This is a genomic window from Pseudomonas sp. AE27, from assembly GCF_037113495.1.
Taxonomy (GTDB): domain Bacteria; phylum Pseudomonadota; class Gammaproteobacteria; order Pseudomonadales; family Pseudomonadaceae; genus Aquipseudomonas; species Aquipseudomonas palmensis.
In genome coordinates this window covers 2,392,749-2,410,395 of record NZ_CP146966.1, presented here as the reverse complement: position 1 = coordinate 2,410,395, position 17,647 = coordinate 2,392,749, and the positions used below count along the sequence as shown (strand labels likewise).

The 17,647-nt window shown below is 63.6% G+C and carries 18 protein-coding genes and 1 pseudogene; 13 read left to right on the top strand and 6 right to left on the bottom strand.

What is annotated here, in order from left to right; genetic code table 11:
- Nucleotides 1-50 precede the first annotated feature (50 nt).
- Genes V9K84_RS11005 through V9K84_RS10995 form a run of 3 tightly spaced genes read left to right on the top strand, consistent with a single transcriptional unit; the run spans nt 51 to nt 2,518 of the window.
- Complete coding sequence (locus tag V9K84_RS11005) at nt 51-839, top strand: SDR family oxidoreductase (protein WP_088514831.1); 789 nt, start codon at nt 51-53, stop codon at nt 837-839.
- Between the two features lie 31 nt (nt 840-870).
- A complete protein-coding gene (locus tag V9K84_RS11000) occupies nt 871-2,154 on the top strand; it encodes an MFS transporter (protein ID WP_088514830.1) in 1,284 nt (427 codons plus the stop codon).
- 13 nt (nt 2,155-2,167) lie between these two features.
- The gene (locus V9K84_RS10995) at nt 2,168-2,518 is read left to right on the top strand and encodes a nuclear transport factor 2 family protein (protein WP_088514829.1); all 351 of its coding nucleotides are present in this window, start codon (nt 2,168-2,170) and stop codon (nt 2,516-2,518) included.
- Here V9K84_RS10995 and V9K84_RS10990 read toward each other — a convergent pair.
- The 4 genes from V9K84_RS10990 to V9K84_RS10975 form a co-directional block, all read right to left on the bottom strand.
- Nucleotides 2,508-3,347 carry an oxidoreductase gene (locus V9K84_RS10990; protein WP_088514828.1) on the bottom strand — a complete coding sequence of 280 codons (840 nt, stop codon included), beginning with the start codon at nt 3,345-3,347 and terminating at the stop codon, nt 2,508-2,510. The two genes, V9K84_RS10995 and V9K84_RS10990, sit on opposite strands and share 11 nt — an antisense overlap.
- Nucleotides 3,348-3,420: 73 nt before the next feature.
- Complete coding sequence (locus tag V9K84_RS10985) at nt 3,421-4,656, bottom strand: FAD-dependent oxidoreductase (protein ID WP_088514827.1); 1,236 nt, start codon at nt 4,654-4,656, stop codon at nt 3,421-3,423.
- Between the two features lie 19 nt (nt 4,657-4,675).
- Nucleotides 4,676-4,996 (bottom strand): 2Fe-2S iron-sulfur cluster-binding protein, encoded by a 321-nt coding sequence (locus V9K84_RS10980; protein WP_088514826.1) that lies wholly within the window; start codon nt 4,994-4,996, stop codon nt 4,676-4,678.
- Nucleotides 4,997-5,019: 23 nt separating this feature from the next.
- A complete protein-coding gene (locus V9K84_RS10975) occupies nt 5,020-6,279 on the bottom strand; it encodes an MFS transporter (RefSeq protein WP_088514825.1) in 1,260 nt (419 codons plus the stop codon).
- Nucleotides 6,280-6,584: 305 nt separating this feature from the next.
- On the opposite strand from V9K84_RS10975, the gene V9K84_RS10970 reads away from it, so the two are divergent.
- From V9K84_RS10970 to V9K84_RS10945, 6 genes are all read left to right on the top strand, one after another.
- Nucleotides 6,585-6,821 (top strand): ferredoxin, encoded by a 237-nt coding sequence (locus tag V9K84_RS10970; protein WP_088514824.1) that lies wholly within the window; start codon nt 6,585-6,587, stop codon nt 6,819-6,821.
- A 51-nt stretch (nt 6,822-6,872) separates the two neighbouring features.
- Entirely contained in the window at nt 6,873-7,631 is a 759-nt protein-coding gene (locus V9K84_RS10965; protein ID WP_088514894.1) for an SDR family NAD(P)-dependent oxidoreductase, read from the top strand.
- Between the two features lie 56 nt (nt 7,632-7,687).
- Nucleotides 7,688-8,638, top strand: coding sequence for a VOC family protein (locus V9K84_RS10960; protein ID WP_088514893.1), 951 nt, complete (start codon nt 7,688-7,690; stop codon nt 8,636-8,638).
- Nucleotide 8,639: 1 nt separating this feature from the next.
- Nucleotides 8,640-9,524 carry a fumarylacetoacetate hydrolase family protein gene (locus V9K84_RS10955; protein ID WP_088514823.1) on the top strand — a complete coding sequence of 295 codons (885 nt, stop codon included), beginning with the start codon at nt 8,640-8,642 and terminating at the stop codon, nt 9,522-9,524.
- 32 nt (nt 9,525-9,556) lie between these two features.
- Entirely contained in the window at nt 9,557-11,137 is a 1,581-nt protein-coding gene (locus V9K84_RS10950) for an MFS transporter (RefSeq protein WP_088514822.1), read from the top strand.
- 92 nt (nt 11,138-11,229) lie between these two features.
- A complete protein-coding gene (locus V9K84_RS10945; RefSeq protein ID WP_088514821.1) occupies nt 11,230-12,015 on the top strand; it encodes an IclR family transcriptional regulator C-terminal domain-containing protein in 786 nt (261 codons plus the stop codon).
- Between the two features lie 8 nt (nt 12,016-12,023).
- On the opposite strand, the gene V9K84_RS10940 is transcribed toward V9K84_RS10945, so the two are convergent.
- Together V9K84_RS10940 and V9K84_RS10935 are read right to left on the bottom strand one after the other, a co-directional pair.
- Nucleotides 12,024-13,214 (bottom strand): thiolase family protein, encoded by a 1,191-nt coding sequence (locus V9K84_RS10940; RefSeq protein ID WP_088514820.1) that lies wholly within the window; start codon nt 13,212-13,214, stop codon nt 12,024-12,026.
- The gene (locus V9K84_RS10935) at nt 13,214-13,612 is read right to left on the bottom strand and encodes a Zn-ribbon domain-containing OB-fold protein (protein ID WP_088514819.1); all 399 of its coding nucleotides are present in this window, start codon (nt 13,610-13,612) and stop codon (nt 13,214-13,216) included. The genes V9K84_RS10940 and V9K84_RS10935 overlap by 1 nt, the downstream gene beginning before the upstream one ends.
- A 134-nt stretch (nt 13,613-13,746) precedes the next feature.
- Here V9K84_RS10935 and V9K84_RS10930 point away from each other — a divergent pair, with 134 nt between their 5' ends.
- The 4 genes and pseudogenes from V9K84_RS10930 to V9K84_RS10915 all read left to right on the top strand — a co-directional run bounded on the left by V9K84_RS10930 (nt 13,747) and on the right by V9K84_RS10915 (nt 17,630).
- Nucleotides 13,747-14,448, top strand: coding sequence for an SDR family NAD(P)-dependent oxidoreductase (locus tag V9K84_RS10930; protein ID WP_088514818.1), 702 nt, complete (start codon nt 13,747-13,749; stop codon nt 14,446-14,448).
- A pseudogene (locus V9K84_RS10925) lies at nt 14,445-15,445 on the top strand (fumarylacetoacetate hydrolase family protein). Before V9K84_RS10930 ends, V9K84_RS10925 begins: the two are co-directional and overlap by 4 nt.
- 111 nt (nt 15,446-15,556) lie before the next feature.
- Nucleotides 15,557-16,957, top strand: coding sequence for an aromatic ring-hydroxylating dioxygenase subunit alpha (locus V9K84_RS10920; RefSeq protein ID WP_088514816.1), 1,401 nt, complete (start codon nt 15,557-15,559; stop codon nt 16,955-16,957).
- Nucleotides 16,958-17,054: 97 nt separating this feature from the next.
- Entirely contained in the window at nt 17,055-17,630 is a 576-nt protein-coding gene (locus tag V9K84_RS10915; RefSeq protein ID WP_088514815.1) for an aromatic-ring-hydroxylating dioxygenase subunit beta, read from the top strand.
- Nucleotides 17,631-17,647 lie beyond the last annotated feature (17 nt).

Below are 17,647 nucleotides of genomic sequence, written 5' to 3'. Positions count from 1 at the left end.
GCGTATGCATAAAGCAAACCCTCAACCAATAACAACAACGGGGAACCGCGATGAAGTTTCGCGACAAAGTGGTACTGGTAACCGGTGCGGGTCGTGGCATGGGGCGGGCGATTGCACTGGCCTACGCGCGCGAAGGGGCGCGGGTTGTGGTGTCGGCACGTACCGCGCGCTACGGTGAAGACACCGTCGAGCAGATCCGTGCGCTGGGCGCCCAGGCATGTCTGGTGGGCGGCGACATCGCCGACCGCGAGGCCATCAGGTCTATGGTCGAGGGCGGCGTGGCGCGGTTCGGCGGCCTGGATATCGTGGTGCACTGCGCCGCCGACACCCGCCACGGGTTGATCGCCGAGATGCCGGACGATGCGTTCGACCACATCGTGCGCAGCAATATCCAGTCGCTGTTCTGGCTGGCCAAGGACAGCGCGCCATACCTGTCCAAGGCCCCCGACAAGGGCCGGTTGATCTTTATCTCCTCCGGTGAAGCCAACCGCAAGTACACCCCGCGGCTGATCGCCTATGGTTCCAGCAAAGCTTTCATGAATGCCTTCGCCCGTGGGCTGGCGGTGGAATTCGGCGCCATGAACATTCTGGTTAACGTGGTCGAGCCCGGCCTTATTGGCACTGATCACATGCTCGAAACCCTGGGCGAGGAGCTGCCCCACAAGCTGGCGGCGCAGTTTCCGGTCGGGCGTCTGGGCGAGACTGCCGACATAGCCAATGCGGTGCTTTTCCTTACCTCCAACGAGGCGTCGTACATCACCGGCACCTCGTTGCTGGTGGACGGTGGCGCCACCATGGTGGCCTTGCCCAAGGTCGAAAAAATCCTCAAGGGCCAGTAACGCGACGCGCCTGCTACGGGAGTGAAAGTGCATGACGACAGACACACGTGAACGCCAGCGCGCTGGCAATGACTTTTCCGAATTCAGACGCGGGTGGCGTGTGGTACTGCTGGGGCTGCTCGGTATCTGTACCAGCATCACAGCCGCCTTGCTGTACGCGTTCGGTACCCTGGTGATTCCGCTGGAACAGGCCTTCGGCTGGAGCCGTGGCGACTTGCAGGCCTCGATTTCCTTCCTGTTCGCCGGGGTGGCCATCTCCACCCAGATGGTCGGCTGGCTGTATCGGCGCTACGGCCTACGTCGGGTCGCCCTCGTCTCGATCGTGCTGCAGATCCTCGGCTACTTCGCCATCACCCAGATCCAGGGTTCCATCGCCTGGCTGTACCTGGCGTTCTTCAGCATGCCGATCGTGTGTGCCGGCACCATCGCCATCACCTGGACGCAGCTGGTCAACCTGTGGTTCGAGCGTAACCGGGGGCTGGCCCTGGCGGTGATCCTGTGCGGCACCGGTCTGATGGCGATGATCCTGCCGCCGTTGTTGTCCCGGCTGATAGGTGCCTATGGTTGGCAGGCAGGTTTCATTGCCCTGGGGGCGATGCCGCTGCTGTTCACGCTGCCGCTGGCGTTGCTGTGGTTGCGCATGCCGACAGAGGGCGCCGCAGCGGACCAGTCGATGGCGCCGTTGGCATTGTCGGGCATGAGCTTCAGGCAGGCGCTTCGCTCCGGTAGGTACTGGGGCTTCAATGCCGCCTTGATCCTGTCGGTGTCGCTGACCGTGGGCATGGTCACCAACCTGGTGCCGATGCTGCAAAGCAAGGGCCTGAGCGCGCAGCAGGCCAGCCAGGTGTTCAGCACGTTCGGCGTTTCGATCATTGGTGGGCGACTGCTGGTGGGGTACCTGCTGGACCGCTATTCGCCCTCGCTGGTGGCAGCGGTAAGCCTGGCGTTGCCGGCGCTAGGGTGCGCGATCTTCTTTTTTGGCGGCCCGCAGCACGTACCGCTACTGGTGCTGGCGACCTTGTGCATTGGTGCCAGTGCCGGCGCTGAATTCGACCTGGCGGCGTTTCTGATGGCGCGCTACTTCGGCCTGAAGGACTACGCACGCATCTTTGGCCTGCACCTGTGCCTGATCACCATCGTGTCCGGGCTGGTGCCGATGCTGTTCGGCTACCTGTTCGACCTATACGGCAGCTATCGGGCTGTACTGGTGAGCTGCTTCATCTGCGCCATCATCGGCCCGACCATTCTGCTGTGGCTGAGAATGGAACCGGCATTTCAAGCGCTGCAGCGTCAGCTCAACCAACAAACTGCCTAGGGGGGCTCCTTACATGACAATGGACAAACACGTGATCGAGGCATTTCTGCACGGCCAGGTCGACTGCTGGAACCGCGGCGACAAGGAAGGCTTTTTTGCCCACTACCGCAGCGTGTCACCCAATGGCTTGAGTATCGAGTATGTCGGCCGGCCCCAGCAGGATGCCTGGCAGGTGCTGGAAGGCATGTGGGCACAACAACAGCCCAGGGTCCGGGTGCAGGTGCGCCAATGCATCATCAACGGCAACGAAGCCGCGTGCCACCACCTGAACGCCTTTCGCGATCAGGAGGGTGGCATCGAGACGATCGAGCTGTACCGGTTCGACGCGGGGCGGTTGTCGGTGCGCTACTTCATCAACCCGTAGCGCCATCGGTTGAGCAGGAGAGCTCGCGCCAGGCGTCTATCTGCGCGAGCATTGCGGTGAGCTTGGCGCTGACCTGGCCGTAAGCGTCGGAACCTGCCAGGTAGCGCAGCGGTGGCTGGCCGGTATTGGCCAGGCGCACCAGGGCCTCGCCCAGCTTCGCCGGGTTACCGGCCTGTTGATGGTTGCCGGCAGCCGACGCAGCCTTGACCTTGGTCGTGAACCCGGCGTAGTCCTGCAGCCCGCGTTCACCGAACACCGCGGAGCTTGCATCGAGAAAGTCGGTGCGAAACATCCCGGGCTCCACCAGCGTGACCTTGATGCCGAACTGGGCTACCTCCTGGGCCAGGGATTCGGAGAACCCCTCCACCGCGAATTTGGAGGCGCAGTACAGTGCGGCGCCTCCCATGCCTGATACGCCGGCCATGGACGACACATTGAACAGGTGGCCGCTACGCTGTGCGCGCATCACCGGCAGCACGGCGCGGCACACGTTGAACACACCGAACACGTTGGTGGCGAATTGCTTGTCGGCATCGCTCGGCAGGTTGTCCTCGAAGGTACCCAGTTGGCCATACCCGGCATTGTTGACCAGCACGTCGATTCGACCGAAGCGGGCCACTGCCTGCTCCACGGCAGCTAGTGCCTGCGCTTGGTCGCTGACTTCAAGGGGCACTGCCAGCACTCGCTCGCCGTACTCGGCAAACATGCCTTGCAGGTGAGTCAGGCGCCGGCCAGTGACTACCACGCAGTCACCGTCTGCCAGTGCCGCCCTGGCAATGGCGGCGCCCAGTCCGCGGCCCGCACCAGTAACAAACCAGACCTTGTTCATTGCATCGCTCCATCAGGTTGCGCAAACGCCGCGCTGGCTCCAGGGCCCGGCACGGCGGGTGGGAGACAGGGCATCAGTCGCGGTTGGCCGCTTCCCAGGCCTTGAGGTCGAAGCCTTCGGCTGCCGCCTGGGCCGGTGTCAGGCGTGGGGTGCGGGCGAGGATCTTGCGCGCGGCCATGTGGTCGCCCAGACGGTTGCACGATTCCACTGCCACCAGGCGCTCGTTGCGAAAGCACAGCACCGAGAGCTGCCGTTCCTGGACAGAACCGAGCACGACCGTGCTGTCGTGGCCATTGGACAGCCCGGCAATCTGCAGCTTCAGGTCGCCCTGATCGGTCCAGAACCAGGGTAGGGCAGCGTAGGGCGCGGGCTTGCCCATCAGGCGTGCTGCCACTGTACGCGCCTGGTCGATGGCGTTTTGTACCGATTCGAGGCGAATGTGCTGTTCCTGGTTCTGAATACACGGAAAGCTGGCCACGTCGCCCAAGGCGGAAATCTGCGGGTCAGAGGTGAGCAGGTGGGCGTCCACCTTGATGCCGTTCTCGATGTCCAGCCCGGCCTCGGTGGCCAGTTGCGTATTGGGGATGACGCCGATGCCGAACACCACCAGGTCAGCCGGCAGTGTGCGGCCATCGACAGTCTGCACACCGCACACCTTGCCATTGTCGTCAAGAATGCGGCCAAGGCCTTGGCGGAAATCGAAGTGCACGCCCCACTGTTCGTGCGCCTGGCGAAACAGCTCGGACATTTCCCGCGACACCGCACGCGCCATAGGGCGCTCGCCCAGTTCCAGCACATGCACCCGGGCGCCCTGGGCGGCGGCTACCGCGGCAAACTCCAGGCCGATAAAGCCAGCGCCGACCACCACCACGTTGCGCGCCTGCCTGGCCAGCGGCGCCAGGGCGTCGGCATCGGCCTTGGTCTTGATGCCGAACACCTGAGCCAGATCCGCGCCAGGCACTGGCAGCGGGCGGTTGTGCGCGCCGGTCGCCAGTATCAGGTGGTCATAGCTCAAGGCAGTGCCGGAAGCCAGCACCACGCGGCGGTTGAGCCGGTCGATGGCGGTGGCCGGGTCGTGCAGCAGCTCGATGTGGTGGGTGGCGTAGAACTCGGCCGGGCGGAACAGCAGGTTGTTTTCCTGGATCTTGCCGAGCAGGTAGGCCTTGGACAGTGGTGGGCGCTGGTAGGGCAGGCCGGGTTCATTGCCGATCAGGGTAATGTGGCCTTCGTAGCCTTCCTGGCGCAGTGACGCAGCCACCTGGAATCCGGCTTGGCCGGCACCGACGATAATGACTGAGGCGAGGGTCATGAATACTCCTTCAACGTATTCAGAAGGGCGAAGAAGGCAGGTGCAGCACCATACCGTCCATGTCTTCGCTGATGATCAGTTGGCAGCTCAGGCGGCTGTTGTCACGTCGCTCGAAGGCATATTCGAGCATGTCGGTTTCCATGCTCTCGGGGGCCTGCACCTTGTGCAGCCAGGCTTCGTCGACGTAGGTGTGGCACGTGGCGCAGCTGCAGGCGCCGCCGCAGTCGGCGGGCAGGCCAGGCACGCTGGCGAACGTGGCGGCCTGCATGACCGACTGGCCGACTTCGCCGTTGACCTGGTGGTGGGTGCCGTTGTGCTCGATAAAGGTCAGTGTGGGCATGTTCTGCTCCGTTTGTTGTGGTCTCAGGAGTGGCTGGGCAAGGGCTGCGTGCCGAAGTGCGGCACTCGTCCTAGGGTCAGTAGCAACAGCGGGCCGACCACGCAGCAGGCGGCGCTGTACACCAGCATGGCGGTGTACGAGCCGGTGCGTGCGAGCAGCACGGCGAACAGTAGCGGCGCCAGGGCAGAGGCCACGGTATTGAGGCCCTGGTGTACACCGAACAGCCTGCCGTATTCACGCAGGCCGAAGTAGCGCGCAATCAGGAACGCGGCGATGTCGAACTCTGCCCCGGCACCGAACCCGACCAGCACGGCCGCCAGCATCAGCGGCATGAACTCGGTGGTGCCGCTCAGGTACACCAGACAGCCGACGGCGGGCAGCAGCAGGCTGCATGCCGAGACCACCGGCGGCCACAGGCGATCGAGCAGATAGCCGATGACCATGCGCCCCAGGATCAGCGAAACACCGAAGCCGCTGAAGATGGTGGCCGCATCCGCGGCCGATAGCCCCTTGGCCTGCAGCATCGGCACTGTGCTGGTGACCATGCCGACAATCGACGAGATCACCAGGCTCAGCGCCAGATTGCAGGTCCAGAATTTCAGCGAGCCCATGCCTTCGCGAAAGCTCATGCCCGGCAGCTGCGCCAGGGCGTCCTGCCGGGTGGTATCGGCCGCCCTGGGCAGCTTGAACCACAGCAGAATCAACGGCAGCAGCACCAGCAGGTTGAGCAGCGCAAGGATCACGAAGGCCGCACGCCAGTCCCACTGCTCTATGCCCCAGGCCATCAGCCGGGGCACGGTGGCGGCGGTGACGCCGGTACCCGACAGGCCCACGGCCAGCGCCAGGCCGCGGTTGCGGTCGTACCACAGGCTGATCAATTGGGTCCAGGTCACGGCCAGCGCGCCCATGCCCACGATCGGCAGCAGCGCAAAGGCCAGGTACATCGACCAGATCGACGAGGTGACCTGCGTTGTGGCCAGGTAGCCGACCGACAGCAACAACAGCGACACCACGGTGACGCGTTTCATGCCGAAGCGCAGGTTGAACCAGCCCACCAGTTGCAGCGACACCACGGCGCCGCCAAACAGAAAGGTGATGCACGCCTGTAATTCGCTCCTGCCCCAGCCAAAGGCATCGCCCAGCGGCACCACCAATGTACCGAAGCCGTACAGCAGCGCGGCGTTGATGCTGATGGCCACGCCGGCAACCGACAGCAGCAGGATTCTCCAGCTCTGGCGGAACTCACGCAGGTCGATGGCGGCCTGGTTGTTCGAAGGCTTCATGTGTTGGCTTCCTTATTGGTCTTGTTGAGCCAGGCACTGCATTTTTTATGAAAAGCGTGATTTCCGGTTTGTCCAGCACAGCCGTATGACTCACAGACAAACGAATGTGCTGCGCCGCGCGCTCGGTTGAATCACCCTCGGTCACGCCGTGTTCAACATCGCGCTCAGCCCTGAGTGTTTGCCAGGGCGCCACTGTGGTTTGTTGCTGCGGTTGAGGCTGAGCATATCCTTGCCAAAAATAAATTGCACATAAAATAAATAAGTGTTCATAATTTGCCGAGCCTGAACCTGATAAGGAGAAAAAAATGAGTTCAGAAAAAGCGCAGTTCAAAGCCGTTGCTGACAGAAGCCGCTGCTGTGGCTACGGCCTGTGCGCCACCATCTGCCCCAGCGTGTACAAGCTCGATGCCGATGGCCTGGTGTACTTCGATGACGCCCGCATACCCCCTGAACTTGAAGAGGAAGCCCGTGAGGGCGCCGCAGCGTGTCCGGCCGAAGCGGTATGGCTGGAGCCCATCGGTGCCCAGGGCAATCCCGCTTGAGTGCGCACGCACCGGCCCGAGCCTGACAACCAACCAGTCGAGGATGTGCTGATGGGACGTTTACTGAACAAGGTGGCTCTGATTACCGGTACCGGTGGTGGCCAGGGCCGTGCGGCAGCGCTGCGTTTTGCCCGCGAAGGAGCGATTGTGGTCGGCTGCGACTTCAACGCCGAGGGCCATGAGCAGACCCGCGCCCTGATGAGCGCCGAGGGGCATACCCTGCATGGCAATGCCCCCGTGGACCTGGGCGATCACGAGCAGGCCAGGGCCTGGATCGAGGCCGCTGTGGCCGAGCACGGGCGCATCGATATTCTCTACAACAACGCCTCGGCCGCGCGTTTTGGTCAGGTGAGCGAGCTTTCGATCGAAGACTGGCAATACACCCTGCGTAATGAAATCGATCTGCTGTTCTACACCACCAAGTATGCCTGGGCGTACCTGGCCGAGCAGCGCGGGGTGATCATCAACGTGTCTTCCACCGCCGCCTGGGGCGGCTCGAAGGTGGCCGGCATCAGTGCCCATGCTGCGGCCAAGGGTGCGGTGGTGTCGTTTACCCGGCAGTTGGCCGTGGAGGGCGCGGCCGTTGGTATTCGTGCCGTCAGTATCAGCCCTGGTTTCGTTGCAACGCCTGGCACCCAGGCTTTCCTGGACAACCCAAAGACTCGCGCCATGCTGCTTGACGGTGTACTGATGGACCGCCCCGGGGAGCCTGAAGAGGTGGTGGCCCTTGCGGTATTCGTGGCCAGCGACGAGGCCTCCTTCATTACCGGTTCGGACATTGTCATCGATGGCGGGCTATTGGCGGTCTAGCACTGCTGCGGCCCCGTGGGCAGGGTTTCATCTCGAACAAGAACAAGGTGCACAACGTGGACATCATTGGTATCGGTTACATGGGCTTCGAAACCCCTGATCTGGACGCCTGGCGCGAGTACGGTCCGCAGGTGATGGGCTTTGGCATCGGCAACAATCCGCCCGGCGACCCGGCGTCGCTGTATTTCAGAATCGATGATCGCCGCCACCGCTTTGCGTTTCATCCGGGCAAAGTCGACCGCATTGCATACATCGGTTGGGAAGCCATCGGGCGTATGGCGTTCGAAGACGGTATTCGCAAACTCGACGCCGCTAACGTGGCCTACACTCGCGGCGATGCGCAACTGTGCGAGACCCGTGGTGTGCGTGAGGTGGTACGTTTCCGCGACCCTGTCGGCTACCAACACGAGTTGTTTTATGGACAGAAATGGTTGCCGCGTTCATTTCAGCCGGGTCGTCCCCACAGTGGCTTTCTGGCCGACGAGCGCGGTGCCGGCCATGTGGTGCTGATCACCCCCGAATACACACCGGAGCTTGAAGACTTTCTGCTCAATGTCATGGGCTTCAGCTGGTATGGCGCAGGGGCGGGCAAGGGCCGTACCGGCTTCTTCCGGTCCCGGCTCAACCACCACACCAGCCACGACATCGCCTACGGCCACGGGCCCGGACGAATGGGTGTTCAGCATGTGGGGTTGTTCGTTCGCAACGTGCGCGATGTGGGCGAAACCTACGATATCGTGCGCCAGCGCGAACTGCCCATGATGATGACCCTGGGTCAGCATGCCCAGGACCCGCACCTGTCTTTCTATCACTACACTCCCTCGGGCTTTGCCTTCGAGACCATTGCTGAAATCGAGCCGTGGCAAGGCGACCCCTACGAGCTCAACCCGGAAAAACTCAGCCTGTGGGGCCACGAAATGGTGGGCCCCATACTGGGCCCGAGCGTCAAGACCCCCGAGGAGGTTCACGACGCCGAGTACCTGCCTGTTTACCTGGCCCGGCAGTGACATGCGCCTGGCGCGCATCGAGCTGGGCGGGCAGGCGTTCTGGGCCCTGGTAGACGCCAGCGGCAAGCATTGCCGGCGGGTCCGGGCACCCTTCGCGTGCTGGGCGGGGCTGGGCCCAGGGCTGCAACTGGAGGCCCTGGACCTGGCCGGCGAACGTCTGCCACTGGCCACGGTACGCTTGCTGCCGCCATTGGAGCCGGGTAGCCGTGTGTTCGGCGTGGGCCTGAATTACCTCAGCCACCTCGAACGCCTGGGCAGCCAGGCGCCGGCGCACCCGCTAGCCTACCTCAAGCCGGAGTCGGCGCTGGTGGGGGCCTATGACCCGATCAGCCATTCGCCGCTGACCCGGCAACTGGATTACGAGGTGGAACTGGTGGCGGTGGTGGGGCGTGCACTGCACGAGGAACCGCGCGCCACTGCCTGCCTGCTGGGGTTTACCGTGGGCAACGACATCAGCGCCCGCGATGCGGGGCAGCAGATCGGGCGGCTCGACCTGCTGACCCAGAAAGCCATGGATTGCACCACCCCCGTCGGGCCGTGGGTTGTCACGGCCGACGCGCTGGGCGGTGAGCAGCAGCCCGCGCTGGAGCTGCGCCTGAGCGTGAATGACGAAGTCCGCCAGCGCGACAATACCCGGCACATGATCTTCCCCCTGGATGAGCTGCTCAATTACCTGGATGCACGGATCAAGCTGCGGCCAGGCGACCTGGTGTTCACCGGCTCCACGCATGGCGTGGGTCTGGAAAGCGGGCGCTTCCTGCAGCCGGGCGACCAGGTGGTGGCGCAGATCAGCGGCATCGGCCAGTTGCGTAACCGCATCGGCGCACCATGCCCGCTCGGCCCGGCAAGAGGTGCGGGACGACTTGGGCTGCCGCTGGATCACTAGCGCCTTATCGGCATGCATTCAAAGGAGCAACGATGAGTGAGGGTTCGGCGTGGGCGCCCTTTTCTAACCGGGCCTTTCGTGGCCTGTGGTTGGCCGGTGCGGTGGTGAACCTGGCGATCTGGATGCAGACGGTTGGCGCGGGGTGGATCATGACCACGCTTACCGCTTCACCAACCCTGGTATCGCTGGTGCAAAGCGCGGTCACGCTGCCGGTCTTTCTGTTTGCACTGCCGGGCGGTGTGATCGCCGATCTGGTGGACCGGCGCCGCTGGCTGATCGTCACCCAGTGCCTGATGGTGTTCGCGGCCGTCATGCTCGGCCTGCTGGCCGGGTACGCGCGCCTCGACGCCTGGGGGTTGTTGGTCTTCACCTTCGTGCTGGGCACCGGGAGCGCGTTGGGCATGTCGGCGTGGATGGTGACCATGATAAGCGTACTGTCGCGCGATCAGGTGCCGGCCGCCGTCGCCCTGAATGGAATTGCGGTCAACGCCACCCGGGCCCTAGGGCCGGCTCTGGCCGGGGCATTGATCGCCTACTGGAACACCACGTCGGTGTTCGTGGTGATCACGCTGTGCATGGTCGCCGTGATGCTGTTTCTGTTGCGCCTGGCGCCAGTACCGCCTGCCCATTCGCTGCCACCGGAAACCCTGATCGGCGGCATGCGCAGCGGGCTGCGCTATATCCGCCATTCGGCGGTGCTGTCCAGTGCCATGCAGCAGGTGCTGGTGTTCACGGCCGGCGCCAGTGCCCTGTGGGCGTTGATGCCGCTGGTGGCGCGCCAGCAACTGGGCATGGGCGCCGGTGGCTACGGCCTGCTGATGGCGTTTCTGGGGGCGGGGGCGGTGCTGGCGGCGGCGAATTCGCCGCGGCTGCATCGTCGCTTGCGCCTGCGCCGGCTGATCGCCTGCGGTACGGTCGCCTTTGCCGGCGCCACGCTGGGCGCCGCGCTGTCGAGCAACCGCCAGGTGGTGTGCGCCATGATGCTGTGCGCGGGGTTCGGCTGGATGGCGGTCAATGCCACGCTGTCGTCTGTGGTGCAAACCTATGCTGCCAACTGGGTACGCGCTCGCGTAGCGTCGATGTACGTACTCACCCTGATGGGTGCGATGGCCTTCGCAGGCGCTGCGTGGGGCGCACTCGCCGAGTACGCCGGACTGCAGGCGAGCCTGCTGGTGGCGACACTGTTCCTGTTGGCCGGGCTCCTGCTGACGCGCAACAGCCGCGTGGAACTGGGCCATGAAGCCGACTTTGCCCAGGCGCCGCTGACCGACAACCTGCCATTGCAGGCCCCTGTGGAGCACGCTGACGGGCCGGTTTCGATCGAGGTGATGTACGAGGTGCCAGTAGCGCAGCGCGATGATTTTCTGCGGGCGGTGTATGCGGTCGGCAAGACGCGTCGGCGCAATGGTGCGCAGAACTGGTGTCTGTACCGCGACATGGCCGAGCCACACCGCTACAGCGAGCGGTTCATCGTCGAGTCTTGGCTCGACTACCTGCGCCACCAGGTGCGCTTGACCCAGGCCGACCTTAGCCAGGAGGGCCTGTTGCAGCCGTTTCGTCGTGAACACCTGCAAACTCGCCGGCTGATTCACCAGCCGCTGTTGAATCCTTAGCCTCGGACGCGAGAAATTCCCATGTAAAACTTTTACGCCAGGCGTAATTCTCAGGCTAGAATGGCGGTAATAATTAGTTACCGGGACGCAGTATGGATATTTCAGACGTCAGCGACACCGCCAAATCGGCCAACGCCACCCTCGTCAAGCCGGTTTCCAACGCCATACGCATCCTGCGTCACCTCAGTCTGGTCGGCAAACCAGAGCGCTCGGTGGATATCGCCCGGCAACTCTCGATCAATCCCAGCACCTGCTTCAACATCCTGCGCACGCTGGTGCAGGAGGACGTGGTGGATTTCAGCCCACTGTCCAAACGCTACTCGGTGGGCTCCGGCCTGGCACGTCTGGTGGAACAACTGGTCACTCAAGGGCACCGTGTGCAGATGGCCAAGCCGCTGTTGCAGAACCTCGCGTCACGGTTGCGGGTGACCATCACGTTGTGGCGCAAGATGAGCCCCGACCGGATCGTGATCGTAAGTTCTGCCGCCAGCCCCACTGATGTGCGCATCGACATGGCCGAAGGCCAACGTCTGCCGGTACTGATGGGGGCCAGTGGGCGACTGTTCGCCACCCAGATCGACCTGCACGACCCGATGGTGGAAAGCAGTTTTGAAAAGATCCGCTGGGCCCGGCCGCTGTCGCTGGAGGATTATCGCGAAGACGTCAAAGTGGCTGCCGAACGCGGCTGGGCGATGGACGACGGGCATTTTTCCGGTGGTATCCTGGCGGTGGCGGCGCCGATCTATTCTCCCGCCAACAGCATCGAATTCACCGTCTCGGCGGTGATGTTCCGTGGTCAGCGCGACGAAGAGGGCCTTGCCGAGATGGGCAAGGCGCTGATCGAGTTCTGCAACGAAGTGGCCTGCGTGCTCTACTGAGCTTGCGGTCATTCGCGTACCAGCAGCAGGCTGCCCCCCAGCGGGCCGCCACCTGCGGCTACCGTGGTGACGTCATGGTCGCGGGTTTGCCGGCCTTCGGCACGCCCCCATAGCTGCAGACACGCCTCGTGCACGTAACCCAGCCCGTGGGTTCGCCCGCCGGACAACTGCCCGCCATTGGTGTTGATCGGCAAGCTGCCATGCAGCGCGATGCGCGCGCCCCCTTCGACAAAGGCCCCGCTTTCACCCACCGGGCACAGGCCCAATGCTTCCAGCCAGATCAGCGTCAGGATCGAGAAACCGTCGTACAGCTGTGCCGAGCCGACGTCTTGCGGGGTGTAGTCGGTACGCGCCCACATCATCTGGCCGACATCGAAGGCTGCCATGCGGGTCAGTGAGATTTGGTCCCACGACCAGGGCTGGTTCAGCGCAGCGCCCATGGCCTCGATGCGGATCGGTCGATTCGGCAGGTCCCGGGCCACATCGCGACGCGACAGCACGATCGCGGTGGAGGCATCGCAGTGCACATCACAGTCGAACAGGCGCAGGGGCGAGGAGATCATCCGCGCGGTCATGTAGTCGTCCATCGTCATCGGCGTGCGGTACACCGCTTTGGGGTTGCGCGTGGCATTGCGCCGGCAGGTGAGGGCGATCTGCGCCAGTTGCTCGGGGCGTGTGCCGTACTCGTGAAAATGGCGCTGGGCGTACAGGGCCATCAGGTTGATGCCCGAATGCACGTTGAAGGGGGTGAACCATTGCCAGGCATAGCTGCTGTCGCGCCCCTGGGTCTTGGCGGTCAGAGCACCGGCCTGGCGATTCACTGCACGTGCCGAGGCTTCGGTGATGGTGCGAAACACCAGCACGTGCTTGCACAGTCCGGCAGCGATAGCCATCGCGCCGTTGATCACCCCGGCCAGGGGGCCAGGCCCTTCATAGCCTGCGCCAAACCAGTTGACGTTGAGCCCCAGCGCACTCTTCAGCGCGCTGGGGCCCACCGGTGAAAACGGGTCGCCATTGTTATTGTCGCCCGGCCAGCAGGCCACGCCGTCGATATCGCTGCGTTGCAGCCCGGCATCGGCTATCGCCTGCAGGCACGCATCGAGGGTCAGGCGCATGGCCGACTTGTCCGAGGGCCGGCCGACTTCCGACTGGCCGATGCCGGTGATAGCCACATCCTTTTCATAACGTTGATCGATCATTATTGAGCCCTCTCGAACAGGGGCAGCCATACATCCTCGACATTGAGGAAACGGACCCGTACCGGCATGTCGATGTGCACATCCGTGGCCGGCATGCCCACTACGTTGCTGACGAACTGGAGGCCGGCCTGTTCGGCCAGTTCGATGATCGCCACCACATAGGGCACCTCCAGGTCGGGGGCCCAGCCCTGATAGTTGATGGTGAAGCTGAGCACCCTGCCTCGCCCGGACACCGCCTCGGGGCCCACCTCGAAGCTGGCGCAATGCGGGCAGAGCGGGGCAGGCGGGTGAAAGTAGCGGCTGCAGGCGGTGCAACGGTGCATCAGCAGTCTGCCCGTTTCACCGCCTTGCCAGAAGGCGCGGTTGTCGGCGTTCAGTGCGGGGAGTTTTCTAGGCATCAGCAGTCCGGGGTGAAAGTTCGACGGGGAGCCATACACTACCATTTGCACATAATTTGGAAAAGTGTCATATATTGACGCCAGCGAAGCACGAATCGACCGTTTGTGCGGTAAAACAACAAGAGGATTTGGCTATGTCCCAGTCATTATTGGACAAAAGGGTAGTTGTCACGGGCGGCTTCGGCGCCCTGGGCTGCGCGCTGGGCAACTACCTGCTGGCGCAGGGTGCGCGGGTGGCCTTGATGGACCGCAGCGAGGCGCCCGCAGAGCTGCTCGATACGCACAACCTGCTATGCCTGGGTGGCGTGGACCTGACCTCGAGCGAATCGGCTGTTGCTGCCTTCGAGCAGGTGGCGGCGCAGTGGGGTGGCATCGACGGGCTGGTCAACGTGGCCGGCGGGTTTGCCTGGGAAACCCTCGAGGGCGGCAGCCTGGCGACCTGGGACCGCCTTTACCAGATGAACGTGCGTACCGCCGTGGTCAGTGCTCAGGCGGCCCTGGCCTACCTGCTGCGCGCCAGCGCCGGGCGAATTGTCAACATCGGCGCGCTGGCGGCGGTCAAGGCAGTGGCCGGCATGGGCGCCTATGCCGCCTCCAAGGCGGGGGTGGCGCGCCTGACCGAAGCCCTGGCCGACGAGCTCAAAGACCGTGGCGTGACGGTGAACGCGGTATTGCCCAGCATCATCGACACTCCGGCCAATCGCGCCGACATGCCCGATGCCGACAGCAGCCGCTGGGTGACCCCGCAGGCATTGTCGGGCGTGGTCGCGTTCCTGTTGTCCGATGAAGCCGCCGCCGTGACCGGCGCGCTGGTGCCCGTGGGCGGTCGGGTATGAGGCTGGTTACCTATACCGACGCGCAGGGCGTGGACCGTGCCGGCGCACTGCTCGGCCAGGACCGCCAGGTGCTCGACCTTCACACTGCCTACCGCATGCTGCAAGGGCGTGAAAGCCCCGCCCTGGGCAGCATCCTCGCGCTGGTCGAAGGGGGGAGCCGGCACTCGAGCTGGCCCGTTCCCTGGTGCTCAAGGCACCTGCGGCGGCCGTGCTGGAGCGTACCGAGGTCAAGCTGCGCGCGCCGATCCAGCCGCCACCGCAGATGCGCGACTGCTCTTGCTTCGAACTGCACCTGCGCCAGAGTTTTGCCGCCGCCCGGCGTGCCCGCGCACAGCGTACCGACGACCCCGAGGCAACACTCAAGGCGATGAATACCCGTGCCGACGACCGGGTGATCGAGACGTTCAACAAGCAGCCGATCTACTACAAGGGTAACCGCTTTGCGGTGGTAGGCATCGACGACGAGTTCCAATGGCCCAGCTTCAGCCGCGCAATGGATTTCGAGCTGGAGTTGGGCTGTTACATCGGCAAGCGGGGCAAGGACATCAGCCGTGAGGCTGCCAGTGCACACATCGTCGGATACACCATCTTCAACGACATGAGCGCCCGCGACGCCCAGGCCCTGGAAATGCCCGGCATGCTTGGCCCGGCCAAGAGCAAGGACTTCGATACTGCCAACATCATGGGGCCGTGCCTGGTAACCGTCGATGAACTGGGCGACCCCTACGACCTGAACATGGTGGCGCGGGTCAACGGCGAGGAGTGGGGGCGGGGTAACACCCGCGACATGCGCTGGCGTTTCGAGGACGTGATCGCGCATGTGTCGCGCGCCGAGACCTTGTACCCCGGCGAGTTCCTCGGCTCGGGCACTGTGGGCAACGGTTGCGGCCTGGAGCAGCTGCGCTATCTGCAGCCTGGTGATGTGGTCGAGCTGGAAGTCGACGGTATCGGCGTGCTGCGCACCCAGGTCGGGCGCAAGGCAACAGCCCAGGGCTGATACCGGCCTACCAGGGTCTACTTCTTGAACATTAATTAAGTGTACAAAAAATAACAAAGTGTCTTATATTTCGTTGCGGACCCGCCGTGACGCCCTGAGCAGGAGGCAATCATGCTAACAAGAACAAGCCCCGTATTGTCTGATGGAACCAAGGTCTCGGACCTCATCTACCCCAGTACCCGCGAAGTGCAGATGCGCGTACTGTCGGACCGTGAAATCTACGAACTGGAGATGGAAAAGATCTTCGGCAAGATCTGGGTGCTGCTGGGCCATGAAACCGAGATCCCCAATGCCGGGGACTTCATGGTTCGCGACCTGGGTTCCGACTCGGTGATCGTCGCCCGTGGCAAGCAGGGCGAAGTGTTCGTCACCCTCAACGTCTGTCCGCACCGTGGCATGCGTATTACCACTGCCGACTGCGGTAACACCCAGATCCACAAGTGCATCTACCATGGGTGGGCGTTCCGCCCCAACGGTGACTTCATCGGCTCGCCGGTGGAGCGTGAGTGCATGCACGGCAAGATGATGCCCAAAGAGTCACTGGGCCTGAAGAAGGCGCGGGTCACGCTGTATGGCGGCCTGGTATTTGCCACCTGGAACACCGAGGGGCCGTCGTTCGAGGAGTTCCTGGGTGACGCGAAGTGGTACTACGACATGTTGTTCTGTCGCTCCGACAAGGGCATGGAGGTGCTCGGCCCACCACAGCGCTTTATCGTCAATGCCAACTGGAAGACCGCTGGCGAGCAGTCCGCTGCCGACGGCTTCCACACCCTGACCCTGCACCGTTGGCTGGGCGAGGTAGGCAACTATGCGAAGAAGGGCGAGGGCGAAACCGCCGACCTGAGCCCCGAAATGATCGGTGTCGAGATCAGTTCGCCCCATGGCCATGCCCTGCGCTGCATTGACCTGGCGCGCAAGATCAAGCGCCTTACCGGCCTGGACCCGGCCGAGCTGAGCGTGCAGCAGAAGCTTGAAGCGCTACCGCCTGCCGGCATGACCGCGGGGATGGTCGAACAGCTGGCACGCAACCTGAGCGATGATCAGTTGCAGGTACTCACCAGCATGCCTCCGCAAGTGGGCGGCATGTTCCCGAACATTCTCTTTGGTTTTGTCTACATTCCACAACCCGACGGCAGCGTCGTGGGCTCCATGACCCTGCACGCCTATGTGCCGCAAGGTCCCGACAAGCTGGAGTTCGTCAACTGGGTGTTCGCCGAGAAGGATGCGCCGCCAGAACTGCGCGACAAGATGCTCAAACAGACGATCCAGCTGTTCGGCACTTCCGGCATGGTCGAGCAGGACGATTCCGACACCTGGCCGCACATGACCCTGGCTGCCAAGGGGGCGATGGGACGCAAGAGCACCCTCAAGTACCAGGCCTGCTACGAGACCGGCGCGCCTGAAGGCTGGCCCGGCCCCGGCATCGTCAACGAGGGCTTCACCAAGGACGATACCCAGTGGCACTGGTGGCTGTACTGGCATGAACTGATGACTGCCACGGACGAGGCATGAGCATGAGGTACAGGGCCGCGCTCGTCGCGGCCCCTGCTGTGCGGTCGGCCCAACCCGGCACCCTTCAAGTACAAGAACAACAATGAGGAATTGCTCAATGACGCAGGTTCAGCAACGCGGCGTGGAGGACATCCAGCCAGGCTCCCCGGTCGGTACGCGGCGAGTGCCGGTGGGGGCGCCGATCTACAATGACGTGGTCACCTTCCTGTACGAGGAAGCCACCCTGCTTGACCAGATTCGCCTTCAGGAATGGGCCGAGCGTCTGGACACCGACCTGGTTTACACCGTGCCGCTGCGCCAGACGCGCCTGGCCTCGGAACTGAAGACCACCATCGTGCGCAGCGTGCAGCACTACCACGACGACTACCGCTCGATGATGGGGCGCATCCTGCGCTTGTCCGGTAAAAGTGCCTGGGCAGAAGACCCGCCCTCGCGTACTCGCCGGCTGGTGACCAACGTGTTCGTGGAAGAAACCCAAAAGCCCGACGAGTTCGTGGTTACCAGCTACCTGTTGCTTACGCGCAGCCGTTTCAAGGACCACCACGTCGACATCATCAGTGGCGAGCGGCGCGATGTGCTGCGCCTGAGGGAGGACGGATTCAAGCTGGCCCGGCGCGAGGTGATCCTGGACCAGGCGGTGCTGGGCACTCCTAACCTGGCCATCTTCCTCTAGGGCGTGTGCGTGGCCAG

Coding starts and splice junctions, on each gene's coding strand:
- V9K84_RS11005 (WP_088514831.1), top strand. CDS start 51: ATGAAGTTTCGCGACAAAGTGGTACTGGTAACCGGTGCGGGTCGTGGC.
- V9K84_RS11000 (WP_088514830.1), top strand. CDS start 871: ATGACGACAGACACACGTGAACGCCAGCGCGCTGGCAATGACTTTTCC.
- V9K84_RS10995 (WP_088514829.1), top strand. CDS start 2,168: ATGACAATGGACAAACACGTGATCGAGGCATTTCTGCACGGCCAGGTC.
- V9K84_RS10990 (WP_088514828.1), bottom strand. CDS start 3,347: ATGAACAAGGTCTGGTTTGTTACTGGTGCGGGCCGCGGACTGGGCGCC.
- V9K84_RS10985 (WP_088514827.1), bottom strand. CDS start 4,656: ATGACCCTCGCCTCAGTCATTATCGTCGGTGCCGGCCAAGCCGGATTC.
- V9K84_RS10980 (WP_088514826.1), bottom strand. CDS start 4,996: ATGCCCACACTGACCTTTATCGAGCACAACGGCACCCACCACCAGGTC.
- V9K84_RS10975 (WP_088514825.1), bottom strand. CDS start 6,279: ATGAAGCCTTCGAACAACCAGGCCGCCATCGACCTGCGTGAGTTCCGC.
- V9K84_RS10970 (WP_088514824.1), top strand. CDS start 6,585: ATGAGTTCAGAAAAAGCGCAGTTCAAAGCCGTTGCTGACAGAAGCCGC.
- V9K84_RS10965 (WP_088514894.1), top strand. CDS start 6,873: ATGGGACGTTTACTGAACAAGGTGGCTCTGATTACCGGTACCGGTGGT.
- V9K84_RS10955 (WP_088514823.1), top strand. CDS start 8,640: ATGCGCCTGGCGCGCATCGAGCTGGGCGGGCAGGCGTTCTGGGCCCTG.
- V9K84_RS10950 (WP_088514822.1), top strand. CDS start 9,557: ATGAGTGAGGGTTCGGCGTGGGCGCCCTTTTCTAACCGGGCCTTTCGT.
- V9K84_RS10945 (WP_088514821.1), top strand. CDS start 11,230: ATGGATATTTCAGACGTCAGCGACACCGCCAAATCGGCCAACGCCACC.
- V9K84_RS10940 (WP_088514820.1), bottom strand. CDS start 13,214: ATGATCGATCAACGTTATGAAAAGGATGTGGCTATCACCGGCATCGGC.
- V9K84_RS10935 (WP_088514819.1), bottom strand. CDS start 13,612: ATGCCTAGAAAACTCCCCGCACTGAACGCCGACAACCGCGCCTTCTGG.
- V9K84_RS10930 (WP_088514818.1), top strand. CDS start 13,747: ATGTCCCAGTCATTATTGGACAAAAGGGTAGTTGTCACGGGCGGCTTC.
- V9K84_RS10920 (WP_088514816.1), top strand. CDS start 15,557: ATGCTAACAAGAACAAGCCCCGTATTGTCTGATGGAACCAAGGTCTCG.
- V9K84_RS10915 (WP_088514815.1), top strand. CDS start 17,055: ATGACGCAGGTTCAGCAACGCGGCGTGGAGGACATCCAGCCAGGCTCC.